Source organism: Acinetobacter sp. YH01009, assembly GCF_013420765.1.
In the GTDB taxonomy this organism is placed as follows: Bacteria; Pseudomonadota; Gammaproteobacteria; order Pseudomonadales; family Moraxellaceae; genus Acinetobacter; species Acinetobacter amyesii.
In genome coordinates, this window is record NZ_VOYE01000005.1 from 150462 (window position 1) to 173783 (window position 23322).

Annotated in this window: 13 protein-coding genes; 12 read left to right on the forward strand and 1 reads right to left on the reverse strand. The window is 31.8% G+C overall.

The features are described 5' to 3' along the window. The first annotated feature begins 63 nt into the window (after positions 1 to 63). The 7 genes from FTT76_RS07420 to FTT76_RS07450 all read left to right on the forward strand — a co-directional run bounded on the left by FTT76_RS07420 (position 64) and on the right by FTT76_RS07450 (position 13032). A complete protein-coding gene (locus FTT76_RS07420; RefSeq protein ID WP_180190325.1) occupies positions 64 to 492 on the forward strand; it encodes a hypothetical protein in 429 nt (142 codons plus the stop codon). 2 nt (positions 493 to 494) lie between these two features. Beyond that, complete coding sequence (locus FTT76_RS07425) at positions 495 to 1301, forward strand: hypothetical protein (RefSeq protein ID WP_180190326.1); 807 nt, start codon at positions 495 to 497, stop codon at positions 1299 to 1301. 25 nt (positions 1302 to 1326) lie between these two features. Further along, positions 1327 to 2298: a hypothetical protein gene (locus FTT76_RS07430; RefSeq protein ID WP_180190327.1), complete on the forward strand. Its 972-nt coding sequence runs from the start codon at positions 1327 to 1329 to the stop codon at positions 2296 to 2298. A gap of 14 nt (positions 2299 to 2312) precedes the next feature. Beyond that, positions 2313 to 3149: a hypothetical protein gene (locus FTT76_RS07435; RefSeq protein ID WP_180190328.1), complete on the forward strand. Its 837-nt coding sequence runs from the start codon at positions 2313 to 2315 to the stop codon at positions 3147 to 3149. Between the two features lie 5 nt (positions 3150 to 3154). Next, positions 3155 to 4348: a hypothetical protein gene (locus FTT76_RS07440; protein WP_180190329.1), complete on the forward strand. Its 1194-nt coding sequence runs from the start codon at positions 3155 to 3157 to the stop codon at positions 4346 to 4348. A gap of 175 nt (positions 4349 to 4523) precedes the next feature. Further along, positions 4524 to 5594 carry a hypothetical protein gene (locus tag FTT76_RS07445; RefSeq protein ID WP_257235054.1) on the forward strand — a complete coding sequence of 357 codons (1071 nt, stop codon included), beginning with the start codon at positions 4524 to 4526 and terminating at the stop codon, positions 5592 to 5594. A 241-nt stretch (positions 5595 to 5835) separates the two neighbouring features. Further along, positions 5836 to 13032, forward strand: a complete 7197-nt coding sequence (locus tag FTT76_RS07450; RefSeq protein ID WP_180190331.1) for an LPD1 domain-containing protein — start codon at positions 5836 to 5838, stop codon at positions 13030 to 13032. A gap of 55 nt (positions 13033 to 13087) precedes the next feature. On the opposite strand, the gene FTT76_RS07455 is transcribed toward FTT76_RS07450, so the two are convergent. After that, a complete protein-coding gene (locus FTT76_RS07455) occupies positions 13088 to 13390 on the reverse strand; it encodes a hypothetical protein (protein ID WP_180190332.1) in 303 nt (100 codons plus the stop codon). Positions 13391 to 13649: 259 nt separating this feature from the next. Between FTT76_RS07455 and FTT76_RS07460 the strand changes: the two genes are divergently transcribed. The 5 genes from FTT76_RS07460 to FTT76_RS07480 all read left to right on the forward strand — a co-directional run bounded on the left by FTT76_RS07460 (position 13650) and on the right by FTT76_RS07480 (position 23237). Next, entirely contained in the window at positions 13650 to 20900 is a 7251-nt protein-coding gene (locus tag FTT76_RS07460; protein ID WP_180190333.1) for an LPD1 domain-containing protein, read from the forward strand. Positions 20901 to 20910: 10 nt separating this feature from the next. Beyond that, complete coding sequence (locus FTT76_RS07465; protein ID WP_180190334.1) at positions 20911 to 21339, forward strand: hypothetical protein; 429 nt, start codon at positions 20911 to 20913, stop codon at positions 21337 to 21339. A gap of 89 nt (positions 21340 to 21428) precedes the next feature. Continuing rightward, positions 21429 to 22001, forward strand: a complete 573-nt coding sequence (locus tag FTT76_RS07470; protein ID WP_180190335.1) for a hypothetical protein — start codon at positions 21429 to 21431, stop codon at positions 21999 to 22001. Next, a complete protein-coding gene (locus FTT76_RS07475) occupies positions 21955 to 22755 on the forward strand; it encodes a hypothetical protein (protein ID WP_180190336.1) in 801 nt (266 codons plus the stop codon). The genes FTT76_RS07470 and FTT76_RS07475 overlap by 47 nt, the downstream gene beginning before the upstream one ends. A gap of 8 nt (positions 22756 to 22763) precedes the next feature. Then, positions 22764 to 23237, forward strand: a complete 474-nt coding sequence (locus FTT76_RS07480; RefSeq protein ID WP_180190337.1) for a hypothetical protein — start codon at positions 22764 to 22766, stop codon at positions 23235 to 23237. The last annotated feature ends 85 nt before the right edge of the window (positions 23238 to 23322 follow it).

The following is a 23322-nucleotide window of genomic DNA, read 5'->3' on the forward strand; positions in this document are numbered from 1 at the left end:
TTTAAATAAATATTATTTGGGTATTTTAAGATAGAATACATATACCTTTTAAAGGAGATACAGATGAACCAGGTTGTTATGAGTGAGCCAGCACGAACTCCATTTAATCCGCATGGTTTCCAAGATGCTGAACCTTTACACGCTTTCTATTTAAAGCTTTTAAATGATGGTTTAATTATTCCTGACCTAGAACAAGGGTCAATCGAGTTCGAAAATTCACAACAATTTATGATTTTAGATTGGGAATCTGTGGATGTGGATGTTGAAGGTCAAAAGTATGATCTTAAACTAGATATTTCTTGTGGAGTTGTTTTAATAGATCAAAAAATTACTAATAAGATTCAATTATTTATTAATAATAATACTTTATATATTTTATCAGCTAAAACCTTTAATCCTAAAAGTGGTTTAACTCAAAGTTTAAACTTTGATATACCTTTAAGAGTGTTAAGTCAAATGGGGTATTACGCCCTTCCAATTAAAGAGGACTAACTGTGGAAGCTGTAGTTGAAAATCTAGACATTACTTTGGTACAGAACTCTTCAACATTTGTTCCTGAAGTGTTTCTACATTCTGTTAATTATTTTTGCCAAACTCTTGAAAATACATTTCATTTCGATAAAAAAGCATTACATTTTTTTGAGTCCGGCAATCCTAAAGAATATGGGTTGTATCTAACTGAACAACATAGTCTTCTATTTCTAAATTCCTGTAGTAATAAGTTTAATGCAGATAATAAGACAGCTACAATTTTCACAGCCTTTGTTCTTTTAAATCAAAAGAATAATGAGTCAACAATGCTGGATCTCACATTAAATGATCCTAAAAGGGTTGAAAGTCATTTTAAAGCTATTTCTAAAGATCAAACTAATGCATATCTCAAAAATGTACATGATCTAACTACTTATTTAAAAAGCAAGTATTCTGATTCTGGTATTTTAAAAGATATTGTCACTGATGAGGGTTTTTCTAAAACTCTAAAACCATTGGATTTGCAGAAGTGCTTAAAAGAAGAAGTTGAATTAATTAATACTTTAATGTGCCTTGTAAGTACGCAATTTATATATGTTTCAACAGCTATACTTTTAAAGAGGCCTATTTTAAAAGATTTTCTAAAACTATGTTTAACGAATAAGAAGTATATACTACAATATGGCGAAGAATGGTATTATGATTCTATATACAATTTCGCTAAAAGGATTTACGAGCTAAAACACCTTATAGTGACCGTATATTTAAGAAGTGAAGCTGTAGTTAAAGATGTTGTAGTGCTTTGCGAACTTGCTTCTAAAAAACATTAGTTATAACTTTAAAAGGGCTCTAGGTATGCGCCAAAATCAAAAGAAAGCAAAAAGGTTACAGCAAGCACGAGTGAAGGTTTTAAGAACTAACCAAAATCTCCAGCATGTTAAGCCTACTTCAAAATCTAAAAATGCTGTTAGCGTTTTAATGGCCACTATCATAGGTTGTACTGGTGCTTTTGCAGTACAACAAAGTTCTATCGCTTCGGTAACTCCACAAAATCAAAACTTAAATAATTTGGACATGGGTACCAATACTAATGTCCAAAATAGTTTGAATGGAAGTACTTCCCTATCTAATTCCAATAGTGGCTACTTTGCATCAAATGGCCAAGGTACCTCATATGATTCAACTGCAGCGGAAAATAATTTTGTTGCAGTAAAAAATGCCGAAACAGCTGCAGCTCAGAATATTCAATCAAATATTGAATCTTGTGCAACTGATGGTATTGGTAAAGTCGTTCAAGACAATTTAAATCTTCAAATGACAGTTTGGGGACGTCCAATCGATATTAACAAAATGTTTAGCCCTTCTAGCCAAGGTGGATGTTTTGCTGATATTGGTAAAATTATCGATTTATCAGTAACAATTCCGTCTTTAGATATGATTATTAACGCTGCACAGCAAATGGTTGTTGATTACGCGACTAAAAAGGCTTGTGATGCAATGAAATCCGCTTCTACTGAGTTAGTAGGACCATTAAATGACGTTATTGGTGAAATTAATAAAGCTGGCCAATATACTGACATTTCTGGGGCTCTTGGTACTGTCTTGAATAAAGAACTAGGAAAAATTGATGAAGGCTTAGTATTACCTAGTGGTGCATTTGAAGGTGGATCAGATTATAACTTATACGGTACTCCAGGTATTAACCCTAATGCCTCAAGTCGTGGCACAAGTTCTGGATCATCACAGGTACAAAATAGTCCGAGTGCAGCAACTTCAGATAGTGGATCAAGTTCTGTAACTCAGACCATTAAAGACTTCTTTTCTTAATTAGGGATAGTGGTATGAATAAAAGACGCAATCTACGGAAAAGATCCATACATGTGAATTCATTTTCACCTGTAAAAATTATTGCAGTTGGAACTTTTACGGTATCTCTTTTAGCAGTACCACTCTTTACCAATGCCTTTAGTCTCGGAAGTTTACTATCTGAAATTGCTATTCAAGCTCAAAAGGTTATGTTTCAGTCGGCAATGCGTGTAACCACCCAGCAAACAGCTGTTACCGCTAATCAAATTGTTGATAATCAAACGCGTGATTCACAAATGATTGTCGCTGGTATTCAAAGTGTAGATAAGAATATTCAGATGAAAAAAGCTATTTTAGAGTCAGGGACTAATGCTGCATTACCCGATTCAGCTTTTTGTTCTGCACTTGAAGAACGTGAACAGACAGATCTCAATCGAAATTTGAAAGATTACAACATTAAAAAATATATGGAAGATGTATCGGGGAAAATGTTCTCTACGTCTACTGATGAAGAGTTTACTCCATATGCAATGCACTTTGCGATTTCTTGTGGTGTTGAAGAAGCAAAAATGGGGATTTGTAATTTAATTCCAAATGGTTTGCAATATGGTGATATTGATTCTTCATTTGTATTTTCGAGATCGCGTTTATCTGAACAACAAGCAACGGTTGCTTTAAATTATTCTTCAATTGCGTCTAATAATGTTGTTCCTGTCGGCCTTATGGGATGTGCATCCAGTGCATGTACTAATTTCCAAGATAAGTACATGACGGGTAGTACACTTTCTTCATTAGCTAACTATTCAGTAGCGAATAGTGTAATGCAACGTATTACACCTAACTCAAATGCTACGGCCAAATTTTTTGAGTAAATACTATGAATAAACGATCTAATACTTTAAGACGCCCTGCTAAAAAAACAAATTATGTTCCAGTTGTTTTTGCTGTTGCTTTAATTGGTAGTTCTCCAGTATTTGCTGAGTGGGCTACTGTTGGGCTTGGAACTATCATGGCTGAAATGTCATCACAAATTCCTAAACATGCTGCTGATCAGGCAAAAGATATTAATAGTACGTCACAATCTTTAAGACGTAATCTTGATGATTCAACTGAAAGTATGGTATCAGCGTTGAAAGTTGCTATTAAGCAAAAAGCGCAAGCTTCTAACCAAATAACTGATGCAAACACTAAAAACTCCCAATCAATTGCAACTGGTCTACAAGCTTTAATTCAATCTGATGCAATGAAGAAAGCTCACTTTGCTTATAGTGGTACAACTGGCCAAGGTTTTAAATCTTGTGAAGTACTTGCAGAAAATACGAATATGTCTAGTGCAAATGGACAAATTCTAAGTCAAGCTGCAGATATGGCAACAAGAACAACTCAAGTTGGTGGTAAATTAGTAGGCAGTCAACAAGAAATTATTAATCAACGATTGAACGTACATAAAACTGAGTTTTGTACCGTAGCGGAAGCACAATCTGGTCAATGTACGTTATCAAAACTACCTGGTGGCGATACAAATGCCTCTTTATTGTTTACATCTGTTACTCCAGGATCTAAAGAGGCTCTTGCACGTCATTATGTTCGTGAAAATATTCTAGGGACTCCAGATAAAGCGTTATCTGCCGGAGCAGCACGTACACCAGCTGGTGCAGATTATCTTCAAGCGATTAATCAAAAATCCGCTTTACTTGCAATGCCAGCTTATAGTTTGGCAGTAATTGATGCACAAAATACTAAAAGCTTTAAAGACATCAATGGGAAAATGGTTTCAGCTAATGATTTAATTGATGAAACAGTAGGTCGTTATTATGGTGGATCTGAAGCTAAAAAATGGCAAATGGCCATGGCTATGCAAGATCCTCGCGGTTTATTAAAAGAGTCGAATATTATTAATGGCGTATCTGTTTATTTGGATCTTCAGTCTTATAAACAAAGCCTTCGTGAAGAGGGTTTACTTTCTGCACTTCTTTTAGCTAAATCACAACCGATTAAAGATGAGGTTAAGGCTAAATATGGTCAATCAATGAAAGTTAAATTAGCTCAAACAATGCCTCAATTTAACTAAGGACGGACTGATTATGCGTACTTCGAATACACGAAATGTTATAAGACGTCAGAATAAGAAGACAAGTCGGTCAACTATTAGCGTCCTTGGTCTGACACTTGCGGTTATAAGTGGATCAGCATCTGCATACTATTGTGCTTCAGTAGGTAACCCTGTAGCTGTAAACACATTAAAAATGTTATTACAACAAGCAGATTTGGTTGAAACTACAGCTTTGAAAGCGTTAGATGCCAATCTTACATATGGTATTAAAAAGCAACAAGAAGATGTAACGACTGCAATTAAGATCCTTACAAAGCAAGAAGCTGTTTCTGCTCAAGGTATTGTTGATAATGCCCATAAAAATGCACAAACTCTTGTAACGGCTTATCAAGCTATTAAACAAAGTGAGCAAATGAAAAAAGCTCAAATACAGTTTGGAGCACATGGTCAGGCTTTTAAAGCTTGTGAAGTATTGAGTGACCGTGAACAGGCGCAAGAAGACAGCAAAGCAGCAGATTCTTCAATTCTTGCAAAAGTTGGCAGTGAAGTGATTGCAGCACCTGGCGTATATATGAATCCGCATCATGCACAAAAGGCTATGCTACAAGCCCATGATGAATTTTGTACGTCTTCACAAGAGGCATCTGGTTTATGTAATTCTGGACCAAATGCCGGATTAAGTCTTCAAGCAGCTACTTTATTTACAACTAGTTCACCCAATACTGCAGTTGCTCGTGCACAAAATGCATTAATCAACAACATGGTAGGATTACCAGATGCACCAATTGACGCTAAAGTTGCAAAAACATCTGCTGGTCAAGATTATGTTATGTCTAAATTAGCTAAGGATGCTTTAACATCTCCAGCTATTACTTCGTTAAAGGCTATTCAAGCTCAATATACTCCAGTTGAGGGAGGTGGAAGCAATAGTCATGATTCATCAACAAAACTTGCACCAATGCAACATCTTGAGAAAAGTGTATCTCGTTATTTGGGTTCAGGATCTGAATACAAAGATTTTGCGAAATCTCAAGCTATTAAAGATGAGCGTGGTTTGATGGTTGATGGTTTAGTACAAATGACTGAGCGTTTACATCTTCAATATCAACAGTATAAATCTAATGAGCGAAAAGAAGCTATTTTAGCTGCTTTGGTATCAAGTGAAGCTAAGCTGACTGATGGCTCTATGACTGTCAATGATAGATCAAAATCGGCTGGTAATATCCGTAGGATTGCTCTTTCACAGTCATTGGCACAGCAATAAATTTACACGTTTTTTCAATATCAGTCTGATATTGAAAAAATGTCGTATAAAAACATTATGGTTAAAGGGAGGAACAACAGGTTCCTCCCTTTTTATTTCAAATTTTTCTATTTTAAGAAATATGAACATAGTTTTTTATGTAAAAGCGCTTATAATTATTAGTATATACCAGTAAAAGTAACCGGTTTGGTGCTTTGAAAACCTATTAGAAGATTCAAAAACATTTAAATATGGAGTGCTTATGTCTGTTCAAAAAAAATGGTTAGATTTAAGTAGATTTGGTGCACAACTTGTAGTAACCCCTAAAACGGATATTAGAAGCCAAGTTGCCTTAATTAAGATTACGGACCCTAAACTACTAGAAACCTCACTCAATAAACCTTTAAACACTTTTTTAAGATCACTTAAAGAGTCTAATAAATTCATTTTTGTGAATAATGAATATTCAGATGAGCTTTCATTCATGTATAAGCCATCGAATGAAAATTTATCATTGACAGATATTAAAGCTTTTTTCCCATATGATAAAAACAATGATTTGGTTGCAATGGATTTGTCAGATATATATTTGAATAATCCAATGTCATCAGCTGAAAAGAATCAATGGCAATCAATTTTCGAATTAAATAATCAAAAAAATATCCAATTATATAAAACAAAACTTGATAGAAATTACTCACCTAATCTGTCTATATTAGAAGCTTTGGATGGTTTTACTAAAGCTGATCTAGGCTGGAATAAAATTCCATTAATGCTTCATGCGATAGACCCCCTGCCCTTAAACGATTTAGATCAATATGGATATAAAGCTAACACGGCGTTGGTTAGGTATTTTGTAGATAAAGAGTCAGCGATTGGGTCTGGTTTTAAAGAAGAAGATATAGAGCCAGTAACGTTAAAGAATCAATTGGTTGTATCAGTTAACTCAAATGGTGAAGTTTTAGCGCTTCGCGATATAACGCAAATACCTGAATTAACCAATTACAATATCTCTAATCATGAAGGTTGGAGCGCATACAATAGCTTACCTCAACAATATTTTGATATTCGTGAATTAAATAAAACTATTAATTCAGAAATTGATGGAGTAGTTGTAGATTTGAGGTCTACAGATTATTCAGTTCAACAACAAGGTTTGGTGAAGTTTCAAGCCTTCATTTCTAGAATTAATGATTGCATGTATTCAATTGAAGAAAATAGTGTTTCTTCAGTCATTGCACCATTTGGTATTGAAACAAATGCGCTGCAAAACGTAAATAATGAATGGAAAGTATGGGAGTATAACAACCAAACATTAGAAGTAGTTGAGCATGATATTCAAGAAAAAATAGATGCACTTGTTAAAAGTGTTCAGACGAATATCAACTATCTACGTATGTTTGATCCATACTCAGTAAACGATAATAGCTTTGACAGAGAACTAATAAGTGAAAGTTTAAGTGACATTGGAAATAGTCTCTCAAATATTAACTTTGATGAGCTAAAACATAGTCTTCCACCTGAGCCTAAAGTACCAGTAATTGGTCTAAAACCTAAAATTGATCACTTTATAAATAATTCTAAAATTAAGACAAAAGTACCTGAATCTATATTAAAAGATTCAATAATAAAATTAGTTTTAATGAGACGTATTAAAAACGATTATCAACATAAGCTAGCTAAACTAAAGGAAGAACGCCAGTCTTTAAAAGAATCTAAAACATCACATCAAATTAATGAACGCCTTGAAAAGGCGGTAGCTATTAAAGTAGAAAATGACAATGCATATGTTTTGGACTTGCAAAAATATGAAGATGATGCCTATGAACTGGAACTTTCATTAAGCCAACTATCTATTGCTTCTACAAGACTTAATAATGTATATGATACCTTTTTTGATGCAATTATAGATAAAGAACTCCAAGGTGGTGAACTTAACAGCTTCTTGCATAGTGTTATTTCTGATCAAGATTTATCAGATGAACTTCAAAAATTATTAGATGAATATAACGAATTTCAGGCAACTACAACTTCAAATAATATTGAAATTTATCAATTCGCACCGGATATTTCTGAAGAACCGAACTATCTATGGAATGAAGCAGTCAATGAATTTGACGTGTTGCATTATTATGATGAAGAGGCAGATATCCAGGCTTCTAAAGATTTAGAATATTCAATTTTAGGGTTCTATCCTGAGGATCAACCAGTTCAACCTGAATTTGATGAAGTACTTTTTTCAAATTCAATTTCAGTGTTAGAAAATTCTATTGAAGAACTAATCCTATCAAATGCAGAAAATGTAGGTAAAAACTATTATACATTTCAAGAGTCTTTACCTCGTATTTTGTTACAGTTACATCGTATAAATAGCCAGTTTATTTCGTTAAGTAATAGTGATAATGACCTTATAGCTCAACAGTATTTATCAGTAGATAATCTGAACAGATTTAAAAATTTATTAGAGCAAGATGGAGGCTACAAAGGATTCAATAAACGTATTGATGTTGCTCATGTTCTTATGGATTTAACTAGGAATTTAGGTAAGGAAGAAAACTCTCCAATTGCTGCTCAAGTGCAAAAATTAAGAACACACCTTAATACTGCTATAAATGATGAATTACGTATGAGAACCAATTCAAGTAATTCATTGGCAAATGCTATTGCATTTGTTGCAACTAATGAAGTGTTAGGATTGAAAGATGTTTTAAATAATGATGAAGTATATGTAATTAATAAAACACAAAATTATATTCCTAAAGTAATCTCAAGTAGCAACATAAATGACAATGTTCAAGAACAGTTATATGCAGTTAATAAAAAAGCTGCTGTGAGTATGGCATATAAACGTTATTTACAAGATTTTTACCATAATGCAGTTGGAGTTGAATCTCAAACTGAAGAAGTAAAATCAATTATAAATAGTGAACATAAGCATATTCTCACTGCTCTTGGTTATTTAACACCTACTTACAATGAGGTTACCGCTACAAGAAATTCAAACATAGAAAATGTACTTGCATTAACTGATGAAGCGGTAAAAATATATCTAGCAGAAGGTAGTTCCCTACATCAAGAAGAAGAAAGAAACTTCCGATCATTAGCTGTATATAGTAGTACGGTATCATCAGATCAAAACTTTATCAGACTATTACCGATGGATCTTGGTCAGAAAGTCAATGCAATCCAAAAACAAAAAACTATTATGACTAATGGGTTGTCAAGTTATGATCATATTCTAAGCTCAAACCCAATAAGTCAGGATAAGTTAAATTTAGAACAACTTAAAACGGCAATATTAAGTAGAATTTTGGTTAAAGAAGCAGTACCAAAATATGAAAAAGGACTAAAAGTAGATTTAGCTGTAAAAAATGTTTATGAAAATACATCCAGGTTTCTTCCTCTGGAGCAAGTAGCTTTTGAGCTGAAGAATGATTTCGGGTCACTCTTCAAAACTGAGTCATGTATTACACAATTACAGACTACCCCTGATTCAATTAAACCTATTAGTTCGTTTAATCAAGAAATCTTAAATGCATCTCTTTTACAGTCATTTGATTCGAGAGGTGCTAAATTTTGGCAAGATTTAGTAAGTAAATCACAATCATATTCCCCTGCAAAATTACTAAATATTGTTCACCATCCTGATAAAATTAAAGAGTTTGAATTCCCAGAATTAGATTTATATATCACCTTATCACCAGCTACGGATCATAAACATGGATCTGTAAACCTATATGTCAGTGGTGAAAGGATACCAGTCAACGATCATTTAATTATCAAGTCGAGTTTAAATGAGTTGGCAGCTGAAGATAAAAAGATTTATAAAACGCTATCGTTTAACGAAGATTCTGGCCTATCAACTACAGATCAAATTCAGTTTATTATTGATGCTTTAGATAAAAAATATCAAATATTCAATACAATCCAAGATATAGATAATAAAAACAATGTTCTATTTAATAAGGAACTCGCTGATTATAAAAAGGTTTCATTGCAAGATGAAGAAGGAAGATTTTTTAATCCGAATGCAAAAAATAACTTACTGTCATTTATTGATAAGAGAGAAATATCAACGTATGTAGATTTAATGAATGCGTTTACTGACTATATTCATTCACAAGAAGATAATTTGGATGGTTTATCTAACAAAAAAATTATTCTTGCAAATGATGACCATGAATTAGCAATTTCAGTTCTTGATAAATCGCTACCCGTTCTACAAAATGCAAAACTTAGAGTGTTTGATAATATCGAACAGTTAGCTTCGTACAATGAGCGTGGGCATTTATTTAAAGAATTTCATTTAAATGCTATTAAAACTCTAATTGTTGAAAAGACTTTAAGTGATTTGGATCTTGATACAAATATTCTTCAACCACTATCAGCTCCATTATCAGAAAATTTTGACAAAATTGAACTTGATGGTCTTAATGAAATTATTTCTGCCAATTTATCTTCACTTGTAAATAAAATTGATGTTTCGTTTGGTGAAAAGTTATTAGAATCTAAAGACCGTTTTGATTTAGCAATTAGGATTGCGGATACACACTCACCTTTAAAAATGGTCTTAGTAAATAATACAGATCATGATAAATACTTAGTAAATGGATATAAAATTATCCAGACTCCCCTACATCCATCTACTAAAAACTATTCATTAATTGATTTTGCTAAAAATTTTAAGAAAGCTTCATTATTCAATAATCGAGATTTGATATATCTACCAGAGCATATAGCTGACAAAGATAAAACGAAAGAATCCTCGAAATCCAATGACGAAGCAAAAATTGAGATCTCAAATGATGAACAGCAAAATGCAAATATAGAACAGCAAAATTTATTCGAAAATGAGGTGGTTGTTCAAGACAAGTCATCAACACCTCGCTCAACAACCCAAATTGAAACTGATCTAATTGAAGATACAGGTATGAAAATGCCTGGTGCAAAAAAGGATCTGTATGGACCTAGACTCTCATTGAGTCAAATCCAAGATATGTCTTTGTTACAAGTACAAAACCTTATAACTAGAGAAAAAATCTGGAAAAAAGAATCACTTTTACAAGCTAAAGAATCTGGCCGTGATATATACATTTACCTATTAACAGATGCAGTTCGTAAAACAACAAATGAACAACCTCGTTATCCTTTAGAAAATGCTACTGAAGATCAATTTAAAAAAGTTGGGGCTGGATACTATGATGCTGTTATAAGTATTCGTGACTCACTTTTAGAGGCCAAAAATATAAGAGATTTCATCCCAAAAGCTGCTGAATTGTATATTCGGATACAAGAAGATCAAGATCTCTTAAATGCGTATAAATCACTTGATAAAACACTATTCAATTTAATTGAAAGCTATGCTGAGTATGCAATGGCTGACTTTATACTTCAAAGGGAAATAAAAAATACAGATTCTGAAGAAACAAAAAATACTATGTCCACGGCTCTGAGACAATTGAGAAGTGAACTACCACCAGTTAAAGGTACATTTGCGCTTTATAAAAAAATGAGAAGTGCAATTGATGCAAAGCCATTTCAGTCTAAAATCAATAAAGAAGTTGAATTTAGAGGTTATCAAACCATTAATAATGACTGTCTTTTCAGTAAGTACGATCCTGCATTATCTGAAAAAGTTATGGACCTTTTAACAGCAAAACAAGAAAAGGTTAAATCATTAGAGAAGGATTCATCTAATGATGTTTCAGTTTCAGATATGACTTCATACCAAATTATTAATGAAACATCTAATAATCTGGATACTATATTTAAAAATTATGCAAAACCCAGAACATTAAGAAAGGCATTCAAACTTTCTGATGTAGTTGTAACTCAAAATATTGGATCAAGAAACGGTAAAGATATAAGTGCTCATACACTTCAAGCAACTTTCGGCTTTAAAGCTGTCGAATTTGGAGAATATTTAAATCAAACGGATAGGCAAAACGCTTTAAATTATGCATATGACGGATGTTTTGCACTGGCAAAAGCTTTAGATATTGATCCTAAATTTGTAGGTTTTAATGGCATGTTAGGAGTTGCATTTGGTTCTAGAGGTAAGTCTGCAGCAATGGCTCATTATGAACCATCGAACCGGGTTATTAATTTAACTAAAAATTCTGGTTATGGCTCTTTTGGACATGAGTTCTTTCATGCGTATGATCATTTGATTTTCAGTGCTATGACACGCGATAAACCTAACTTATTGATGGAAAATGTACAGCCATTCTTAACTAGATTTGCCCAGTTGAACAAAGTTGAATCAGAAAAGTATAAAGATATTGATCAAGATTTATTGAAAGCTGCTGTAAAAGTTAATGAAGCAATGTACTACTTACCTGTAAATAAAGATAACACGCTTGCTGAGATAAGGACCACACTTGAACAGCAAGTGAAATATTATCAGGACTCTATCCATAACGTTTTAAATAATACACTTAAGGATCAACCTGAGATTATTGATCTATTTACTGCCAGACTTCCAAATTTAAAAGAGAATATTAATACCTTTATTGCTGAACGTGGAAAGCTACATACTGAATTGAGGACATTAGTTAAATTTGCACATGTACATAAAGATCCAGAAGAATTTCAAAAGGATGCTTTAAAACATCGAAGATATAATAATGTAGGTGTTGGACTTGCTAAATTTTTAAGTGAAAATGAATACCCTATTCCGCGCACTGAACTAAATAAGTATATTTCTCAATCTAGATCAGATATAGATCATGAACGGACTTTTGCTGCACAAGTACTTGGCGCTGCAAATAGTAACGTTTTTCGAACTATTGTTTATCGTGAACATAGACAATTAATTAGAAGTCAATTTGCGCTATGTGCATTGGATTTTATTAATGAATATAGCAATGAACCTATTCCAGAAGATCATCAAAAATTCATAGCATTAAATTTACAGACTTCAGAAAATGTTCGGTCGCTTGATCAGACACTTAAAACTAATTTCTTTAAGAATGCTTTGGTTCTGGAAGGATTAGCTAATAAGAAAAAACCTTATTGGACAACGGCACATGAAATGTTCGCACGAAGTGGTGAGCAATATTTACAAGTAACATTAGCTGAAATGAATTTAAGAAACGATTGGTTGGTATATCCTTGCCCAGAAAATAGTTCTTCAGCGATAACTCAACCACATGGGGTAGAGAAAGATGAAATTATAAGAGAGATTCGTAACTTTACAGTTAAGGGCTTGGATTACATTCAAGAAAATATTGCTGAGTTACGTTTTGCTGACCATCAACAATATGTAAAAAATGCCATGCATTTTTTCCAACCTGGTACCGAACAGCATGATAACTTATTAAAATGGAATGAGGTGCTTAACGATATGTCACAAGCTGAATATGATGAATATTGGACAAAGCTTATGACTAATATTGAATCTCAAGCAGATCCAGAACTAAGTAAACAGACTAACAATGATAATGAATTAATTGCGTAAGCAAAATGAAAAAAAATCTCATCGTAGAGTTGCATCTATGATGAGATTTTTATCATTACCAATTATTGATAATTTTTCTATCTTCGGAACAAATACTTTCGGGATTTTCATTATTAATCATATCTCTAAGTTGTGCTATATCTACATAATCAAAGTCAATGTTTTCAACAGAATCATATTCTAAGTACTCCTTGTATTGATCATCATAAAAATATACAACGCCATTCTGAATAATAAAATATTGCATAGGCTTTAAACAAAAGTATTGAGGTTTCTCTGCTGAAGTCAAAAAACATGAAGCAACTGTAATGATAAATTGCTTTTCTGCCGTTTTATAAAATTTTGAAGTAACTTCCATAGTCAACCATCCGAACAATAAAAATAAAAGCCAAACTAACTACGTAAGGCTAATGATATGATAGTAACTTGTTAATGCTCAATTAACACTTTTAATGAATTGTTATGTAAAGCTATTCTCATTTGTATATACTAATCAAGTAAATTATCTTAAAGCATTAAGCAAAGACTACTAAAGTAGTTTAAAATTACCTAATAAGTACTCATTAAGGGTCGTTAAAGTCTTGGATCATGTAATTTGACCAAGTAGGAGACTATAAGTGAAAGATGTGAAATGGCCAGATCTAAGTGGTTTTGGTGCTCGTTTAGTTGTATCCCCAGCTAACCAATATAGATCTAAAACAGCTATGCTTTTGGTAAATAACCATGAGCAGTTCAAAAGTGAATTAGAAAAAGCAAATCCATCTAAATCATTTGAACAAATTCTTATAGATGCACATTTCTTTGAAGTTCAAAACGAAGAAAATAAATATGCATACTATTATAAAAATAGTGAAAAATCTGGCATTGATCTTAACGATGTAAAGAAGCTATTCCCATTATTTTCTAATGATAACAATGTCCTAACTTCAAAAAATGACATTTATTTAACTCAGTTACCATTTTCGAAAAACTTTCCAAAATGGAAAGACTATTTTTCTTTAGCCACTGAAAGATTTGCACAATATCCAGACGTATATATTAGTAATATAAAATCAGACTTAGAAATCACAAATGTACTTCAAGATAGTATTGTACATTCCAACAAGTCATTCTTGGCACAATTTCAAGCTACTTCGCTCCCTTTCAACCGTTTTCAAGATTATGGGTATAAAGGAATATTTTCTAAAGTTTATTTAGATGAAGAATCAGCTTTAAGTAATGGCGAAATGCCAGAAAGTTTAACAAAAACTAAACTATCTCCATTCTCAGTACCTCTAAATTTTGAAAATAATGGCTCAATATTGATTATTGAGGATTTAAGACAACTTCCAGAAATATTTGCATATGATCCAATAGAAACCCTAAATCTACCTGATAATTTGAATATGGTGCATTTTGCACATGAATTTGAAACAACATTTAGTCAGATTATTGGGAATATTCGCGGTAATGATATTTTTAGAATGTCAATTAAAGACATAGATTCATATGTTCAGAATCTTGCTGATGATCTAGTACTTATTGATCAAGTATTTTTTCAATCAAAAATTTCATATCCAACTTTCAATGAAAATATCATGGAACAAGGTTTTCCAACTCTGTATAAAGATGAATCTGGCACATGGCAGTTCTCATTAAATGGAGAATCCTCGCGCCTATCTGATCGTACATTTTATGAAAGTTTACTTCTAAGACATGATTTTGCTAGTCAGATAGTTAAGCAGCTACCTAATAATAAAGTATTTGATTCTGATTTAAATGAATCATATTTGCAAATTACATCTAGTGCTATTATTAAATTTAATCAGCTTTATGATGTTCAATCCAGTTTGATAAAACAAAAAGAATTAGAAAGTGAATTAAATGAATCTAATGTAACTGACATACTGGCGGATCTTGATGTTGATTTTAATGCAGTTGACAAGGAAAATATAACAGAATCTGATATTTTAAATATTGCCATTGGTAGTAAAGAAATAGTTTTAGATAGCAGAGAAAAGCTCAAAGATTTCCTTAAACTACCAGATAACATCTTAGATGACAGAGGGAATGATAAGGTTCGAAATTTTGCTCCTTCAATGTTGGAAATTAGACAAATCTTAGATGTATATGTAATTCCTAAAGCAAAAGAAAGAGTTCAAGAAATAGAATTACAGTACAGTAATTTTCTTAATGAAAAATATGAAGCTCTACAGAATCAAATTAAATTAGCTACAAATAACAATACTTTTGATCCAAATACTATTTCTAATATTTCAGAAGAAATTGATTCTTTTAATTTTCAACTATCTGAAGAGTATAACAATGCAAAACGCATTCTATGGGAGAGTGAGGCATTAGTTCATGGTGTTACCAGTGGAACAAATACATTTTTATTTAATAAAGACTCATTCTATTATAAAAAAGATAAAGAAAATCAGTTTGTAAAGTTTGAATCTGAAATTGAAATTAAACAACATAAAGCTGAACTATATAAACTGTTATCAGTTCAATTTGATGATCAGTTAATTTCAGCCACATCTAAAGTATTTACGGAATTTGTTAATAATAATACTGCTATTGATATGTTAATTAGCAGAATTAACCCATATGTTGAACTAAATATTTCTGATACAGTCTCAAATATTGATAATGTAGTTAGTGAACCATCAGATTTAAAAATAACTGATCTATTTAACACTGCATTATTAAATAATGACAGAAAGGCGAAAATATATAGAGAAGAGTTTACAACGCTTTTATCAAGATCAAACTTTGATGAAGACTTTCTTAATCAAGCACTAAAAAAAACATCAAACTATAATTTATTAAAATATGGTGTTTATGATGCCTTATTTCAAAGTCTAATAATTCCACAACATGAAAGTAGTTCTACTTATAAGCGAAAAGGTGAAAGCAATAATATTCCAGATGACGTTTTTGCAAAAACTTCATCATATACAGATGGATTTTCTATTGATCGTCATTTTAATAGATTCGTTGAAATACAAAGCTTCTCAGATGCATTAAATTTATCTTATCCAAATCAAGATTGGACGTTCATTACGGCAGATCCTGAAGGTAAAAACGCACAATCTGTAATGGATGATATGTTAAGTGATTATAGAAACGATCAGAAAGACATAAGCGATATCCATTCTGCTATAGAAAGACAATTTTATAAGAAGAATACTACCCTCTTTGCAGTAAACAAAAACTTAGCTGCTAATGAAATTTTTGTTCAATATAAAGTTAATGGACGTGATAATGATTTATCAATGGACATCATTAATGAAAATTCTTTTGATCCAGATATTCACTACAAGTTAAGTTCAGATCCTTATAAGGCAACTGTACAGTTATATGCAAACATTGCAAACCATGCTATAGAAAAAACCCTCTATCTTGATGATGGTGATTTAGAAAAAGCTAAGTTCTTTGCCTCATTATTGATTTCAGAGAATGAAAAAACACTTAAAGAGGAATCTTTAAAGCATTTTGGAGTTGAATTAAATCTAGAAGATTTTAAACATATTAATAGTATTAAGTTTGAAAATGATAAGCTTAATATTAATGGAAATGAACTTGCAAATATTCATTACAATAACATTCAAATTTATAACTTTCTAAATTTAGTTGATATTAATAAGCGCTCATTATTTGGTAAATTTGATATTGATGTTTCTGAGGACTTTAAATCTATTAAAGATCTATTGCGCCCTAATATTGCATTTCAAAAAAATGTTAAGTATTTTGCTATATCACCGCACGAAGAAAATATCCAGTTTTCTACTGAGTTGGAATATTTTGATAAGCAGCTTGAAAATGCTTTAAAAATATATGAAGACGAAAATGGACCTATTGTTATACCGAATAATAATATTTACATGTATTCATTAAATAAAGGTGATATTCAATATTTACGTCTTTATGATAATAATGATAAATCAATGCCATATATTAGTTACGGCATATCGTTAGACGCAAATATTTATAAAGCTTCAGGGTTTTCAGATAGAGAATCCGTAAAAACATCTATTAATGTGTTTTATAAGTTTGGAAGCAAAAACAGCCCTTCATACTTTATGCCTCCATCTAAGTTTACATTTGAAAAGTATTATGATTCAGATCTAAATTACTTTAAAGCTAAGTCCAAAGATAAGACTTTAGCTAATCAAATATTCACCTCTATACCCTCTAATCTCTTTGATTATATGTATGATAGCCCATCAATTCATGGGATTAAACCTGATTTCAGAAGTAATCGACATTCAGAAATATATGACAATTTTGAAGATTTAGCTTTTGATAAAAAGACTAAGGAAGTCTCTAAGATTCTTTCTGATATAGATCCAACTTATTCTTATGTAATGGCCCATGTTGATGGACAAACAGCCATTATCCCTAAAAACCTAACTACGATTTTTGAAATTGATAATTTCACAGAAATACATCCATTTGATTTACTAAATCCAAAAATACAAAAAAATGATTTAGTTGATCTTTTCGCAAAAGGGTTTGAAGGTAATCCTGATACTCTGCTTGCAAAAATGAAATATAATATTGTATTGGGGAGGATTGGAAATCCAGAAAAAGCTACAAGGCAGCCTAGATTTTTTAATGAACAACAGAAAATTAACCAAGATTTTGAGGTTAAATATACTGCTCTAAGTACTTTAGAAGAAATAGATGCACTATTGATAGATCATGTTGTGGCTTTACAAGAAACTCTTCAACAAGCTTATCTTGAACGGTTCCCTGGATCTACGCCATCTAAACACCATTACTCACTTCTTAATCGAAAAGGCATTTCTGATACTACTCCCCAACTATATTTGGTAGATAGAAATTATGAAGAATTTTTAGCTGGAGAACTACTTTCTGTAGCTCACCCAGAATTTGGTTATGTTAACGTTCAAGGATTTACGGAACCTAAAGATTATAAGTATGAAATTATTACGAATCTAAAAGCTAAAGCGAATCTTGGGTCTCATTTTGAAAACATTGCTCTTTCTAATCTCCCGTCCCATAAGATTCGACACAAAGATGACTACCTAAACAAGCAATTAGCAAGTCTTCAGTACCATACACTGATTACCAATACTCTTAGCACGTTATACAGCAAAGTATCTGATATAAAACAATTTATAAGTGAGTCGAACAGTAAATTAATTTTAGGACATAAGCCAGCCACTGATTCAGATTATTCCACCTTTAAACTTTTTAAAGATTCAGATTCATTGGATGATGGCTTTAAAACATTGTGTGTTTTTCCTCTAAAAGCCTTAAATTCTGTTGAAGATGTATTACAGATACAAAAGATAGCTTTCTCGGATTTCACTTTTATTGAGAACCTTGTTCCTAAAGTTGCTTACGAACCTGATTTGACGAACAAAAATGATGGAAGTAAACCTTCAGATAATAATGTACCGTCCTATTTGGGTGATGTTGGTAAGAAGTTTGGTGGTGCTCATAAAGACCGTTATGGTGAATATATATCTTTAGAATATATTTCGAGTACATCAGCTGACCAAACAGCGACTGATTATCGAAAAGCTAAAATTATCGCTAATAAAGAATTTCAACTTTGGTATTCAAATACAAAACTTGATTTAGATGACAAAATATTTGTAAAGGCAATGTATGATTATTGCCCTCCAAAGCCATTATTCTCAAAGAATGCCCTACTAATGGACAGCCTACGAGCAATTGAATTAAAGGCATATGTCAAAGTTGTCTCAAATATTAAGAATTTGATGGTTGATACTCAAGCTGAATTACTTACTTCGATTAAGAATACTCAACATCTATCTGCCAGCAGTTTAGAGTTTACAGACCGTCAACGTAGAGACTATATCGGTTTGTATAGTAAAGGTACAAAACACAATTATAAAAACTACTTTGAGATTTTGTGTAATTTAGACAATTACTATATTGGTCCAGAACATACAGGTGGTATTAGTGTTCAATTGGAAAAAATATTAGAAAAAACTATTGATAAAGAATTTAGCAATACACTTTCAACTGGAAAGATTTTTGATTTTTATAGTAAATTAAAAGTTTCAAAGGATGTAAGTGATGCTATTAGTAATATGCAGCGTACAGGTCTCTATTCTCCAGTATTGGAACCATATGTACTTAAAAATGCTATTGAAACTGGCATTGTTAAAGCTGAAGCAGATCCTATTTATGTCAACGATCCAGTCAAAGTAGAAAAAGAAAATATTACCGATAATATTGAAAGCAATAAGGCTGTTAACAGACAACCCAAGGTACCATCTTTTACAAGCAATATTATTCAGCATGAATCGGGTTACATTACTGAACAAATCAAATCTGATATATATGGCTTGTTAAATTTTTCCCGGACTGGCCCTAACCTTAGAAGTGGTGAAGATGTAGATTCATTTAATCTAAAAAATACTTTTGATATTAGTGGAGTAGAAGTTGGAAATAAAGTATCTCCAGTTGCTCAACAGCTTGTAAATGCTGTGTATGACTCCTTCAATGATTTGAAAGTATTAATGGGCTTTAAATCAAATGAGGGTTTACTTAATGTAGGGGTCGCATTGGCATCTAGAGGAATAAAAGGCTCTGCAGCTCACTATGAACTGACTAAGAACGTAGTAAACCTAACACGCGATAATGGAGCTGGTAGTTTAGCTCATGAATATGCCCATGCTTTGGATGCATATTTAGGAACAATGGAAAAAGCGGAAGTATATAAACAACAATCACATTTAAGCCGATCCATTCTTCAGGAATATTATGAAGATATTCCAAATTTCGAAATACCAAATGCGAGACATTTTCTATCTCAGATGTTAGATAAAGGTTATAACCCTATGACTGAATCAGGTCAGGCATTTGAAAAATTATATCGAGCTATGTCTTATCAACCAGTAGAGAAAATGCAAAACTTTGGTGTTAAAACTAAAGACAAAGCAGAGGATATAATTAAGCAATATTACAATATATTAGATAAGTGTATTGATGAAGTGACTACGCACAAATCAGCTTATCAACCGACAGATCGTAAAACACTTGATAACTTTTTTGATTGGCATGAAGGACACTATACCAATTTGATACATCGTCAATTTGATAAAGTTGAAGAGTATTTAAAAAAGTATCAAAACGAATATAAAAATGATGACAATCTTTCTTTTTTTAGAACGGTTAGAGATAAAGTTGACTTAATTGTTTCTAAAATTAATACAGATATAAACTCATTGAGTTTCAAGTCATTTGAACGGCATCAAGAGCGTTGGAATGATCAAAGAGCGATAGAGTATCACTTACCTATCGTAGGTATTGAAGAAAAAGTTAATAAAATCTTTACTGCAGCAGATGTTAACTTAACACAAATGTCTTCTTCATTAGCTGAATATTTGTCTGAGCTTTCTAAGAATAAGTTTTATACATTGGTTGAAAAATATATGCCAGAAGGTGTACAGGACCCTCATACGCAAATGGAAGCTTTCTTTAATAAAACGAATAGCAGCAGCCCGGAAGGTTTGGACAGCATTCTCTTTAGTGATGTAATTTCAAGATATAAAGAAGACTGTTTAAATATGGATAGAAGTGAAGGAAGAGCAACTCCATATTATGGTACTAGTACAGAGATGTTTGCGCGCTATTTTGAGACATACTTATACTCAAAGATACTTGTAGAAAAGGATATTTCAAATTCGTTTTTAATCGATGGTTATCCTCAAGTTAAACCAAAAGGGTTAGAATTTGAGATCTGTAATAAATTGACGGATAAATTAGTTCAAACTTGTGTTAAAGAAGTTTTTGATAAAGATTTATTAGTTAACCAAGAGCTACAGATTGCATCTCTGAAAACGAAAGAAAATGATTCTGAAAACTTAGATCTAACAATTTGAGAACCTTAAAATGTACGAAGAATACACAAATGAAAAACCGGCTACACTTAACAGTTTAGTATCAAGATCTCATTCATATATACGTCTTTTAATAGAAAAAAGTATGGATGATGGTGTTAAGTATTTTTATCATAATGGAAGAAGACTATCGGCAATTGAACAGCCGGAACGTATAGTCTCACAAATATTTCCATATTTTTTAAGGCTTGTATTTTTAGAAATCTCTAATTTTTATGGAACAGAGTTTAAAGGGTTAAAGTTTCATGCAAATAAGAGAGCTTCCGGTAGTTTACATTTTGAAGCAAGTATTGTTGAGTCGGAAATAACAAATCAATTAGAGTACTTTTCTTTTTTAAGTTACGTATTCCATTATGTATTTTTAAAGAATAAATTTTATCAAGATTTAACTGTACTAACCAAAACTAGTAAATTTATTTAAGTTGAATGGTATATACCAAATTATAAAACTTAAATATTTTATTTTTTTAAACTAGCTACAATAAATGTTCAGGTGGTGGAGGAAAGTCAATGCAACATATAGAAAATGAAGACTTTATATCCTTTTTAAAAGGTGAACTTGCTAGTAAAGGTATAGCGAATACATCGTTACGTGAAATTTTCTCTAACTACTTATGTTTATTTTTTGAAGGGAAAAAATATGTAAACGAAGTTACTACAACTGATCGTCAAACTTTATTAGTTGAAAATATAAATGATTCATTAACTTTAAATCTAAAATATATTATTGAAAATAATGAATATTTGGAGATTGAAGCGGAAATTTATGATAAATATTTGAAAATATCTTATTCAGAATCGCCAGATTTACATCTTTTATATGATTCTGAAACGCCAATAGTTATAAGTGCTCTACAGCTTATAAAGAATGAGAATGACTACGGAATGTCATTGGCTGATGTATTTAGCATTTTATTTAAATCGCTTTTTACTCAAAATAGTGAAGTTACTGTAAAAAATGCTTTTAACTTAACCAATATGTATGATCATTGCATTGAGGTCATAGATGATAATGATCAACAGGAAGTTAATACCTATGATCTCTCTACCAGAACTGATCTCGCAAATATCTGGGTTTTCTAATAGAGATCCAGATGTTTTTAAAGATAGTGTTATTGCTTTAACATCATCTATTTGGGTTATGAACGTTCTTATTTCAACTAATTTTATTGTTGGTTTAAGTAAGCGCGATCAGAGCTTATTCAATGATGCTAAAGAAACGCTTATCACGGAAATGAAACGTCTTGATTACAATCTAAATGACTATGAAGTGATACCAGTACTAGATAAAGATAACCAGACGTTACTTCAATTAAACCTTCATCAAAAATCTAATAGTGTTATTGCTGCAGTCAATTTGAATTTAAAAAAAATGCACAAAGATAAATCTATGGATTTAGATCGGATGTATTCATATCTTCTGAAAGATAGCGCTGGAGTATGTTTACAACTTACTGGACTCGAAAATATTACAGCCAAATCTGTACGTGCTATTTTGGTACAAATATCTAATGAGCTAAGAGTTATTTCTTTAATGGATTTGTTAGATACCTACAATAAACCAATTGCTTCTGAACAATTTAGTACGATTCAGATAAAGTTAAATTTAATAAATCCATGGCTCCCGATTGAAAGTAAATGCGCTGGGCTCTATATTACTTCACCAATATTTAATGAATACAATTGCCCATTCAAGTTGCTGGCCACAATTCAGAACATAATTTTTTATATTGATCAAAAGTGTTCTAGTGAAGGCGATATGACGTTATTCGATTCAATAAATTTACCCAAATTTAAGAACAAACTTTTTGGTCAAAGTTTTCATTATATTTCTTAGGACATCACATGACGAAACAAACGCCACCATTTTCAGTTGTATTATTAACCCCAATAGCTGAACACCCTATTCATGCCTTAGTCTCCCCTTCTGGTGATTCAATTCTATTGTCACAAGATACAAAAGTCTCAACTTTAGTGAATACCCCTGAACTCATTGCAGAAGTTCTAGGTACATATGATCAATTTCTTATAAATAATAAAATAGAATTCAAACTTCTAACGGAAGTAGTATTGGATCTACCAGAAGAAAAGATATTTCCAAAGGTTTATTCAGATTTGTTAGAAGATAGCCTATTTATTATTCGAGGTATATGTTCATTTAAAGCAAATTTAGATGATGCAAATAATGCTAATGCAATGAGGGCCACTCCAAAAGAAATATCTGAAGAGAGCATCATGAAAAAAGCAGTTGATCATTCAATGCTTTTAGAAAAACTTATGTTGGATTTATCTTCAAATATTGAACGACTTCAAAGTTAAAAAAATTACTTTCTGGATACAGTTATTAAAATACACTTTAAACCTATGCTTAAAACATATATGCTAAAATATATTTTAATGATGG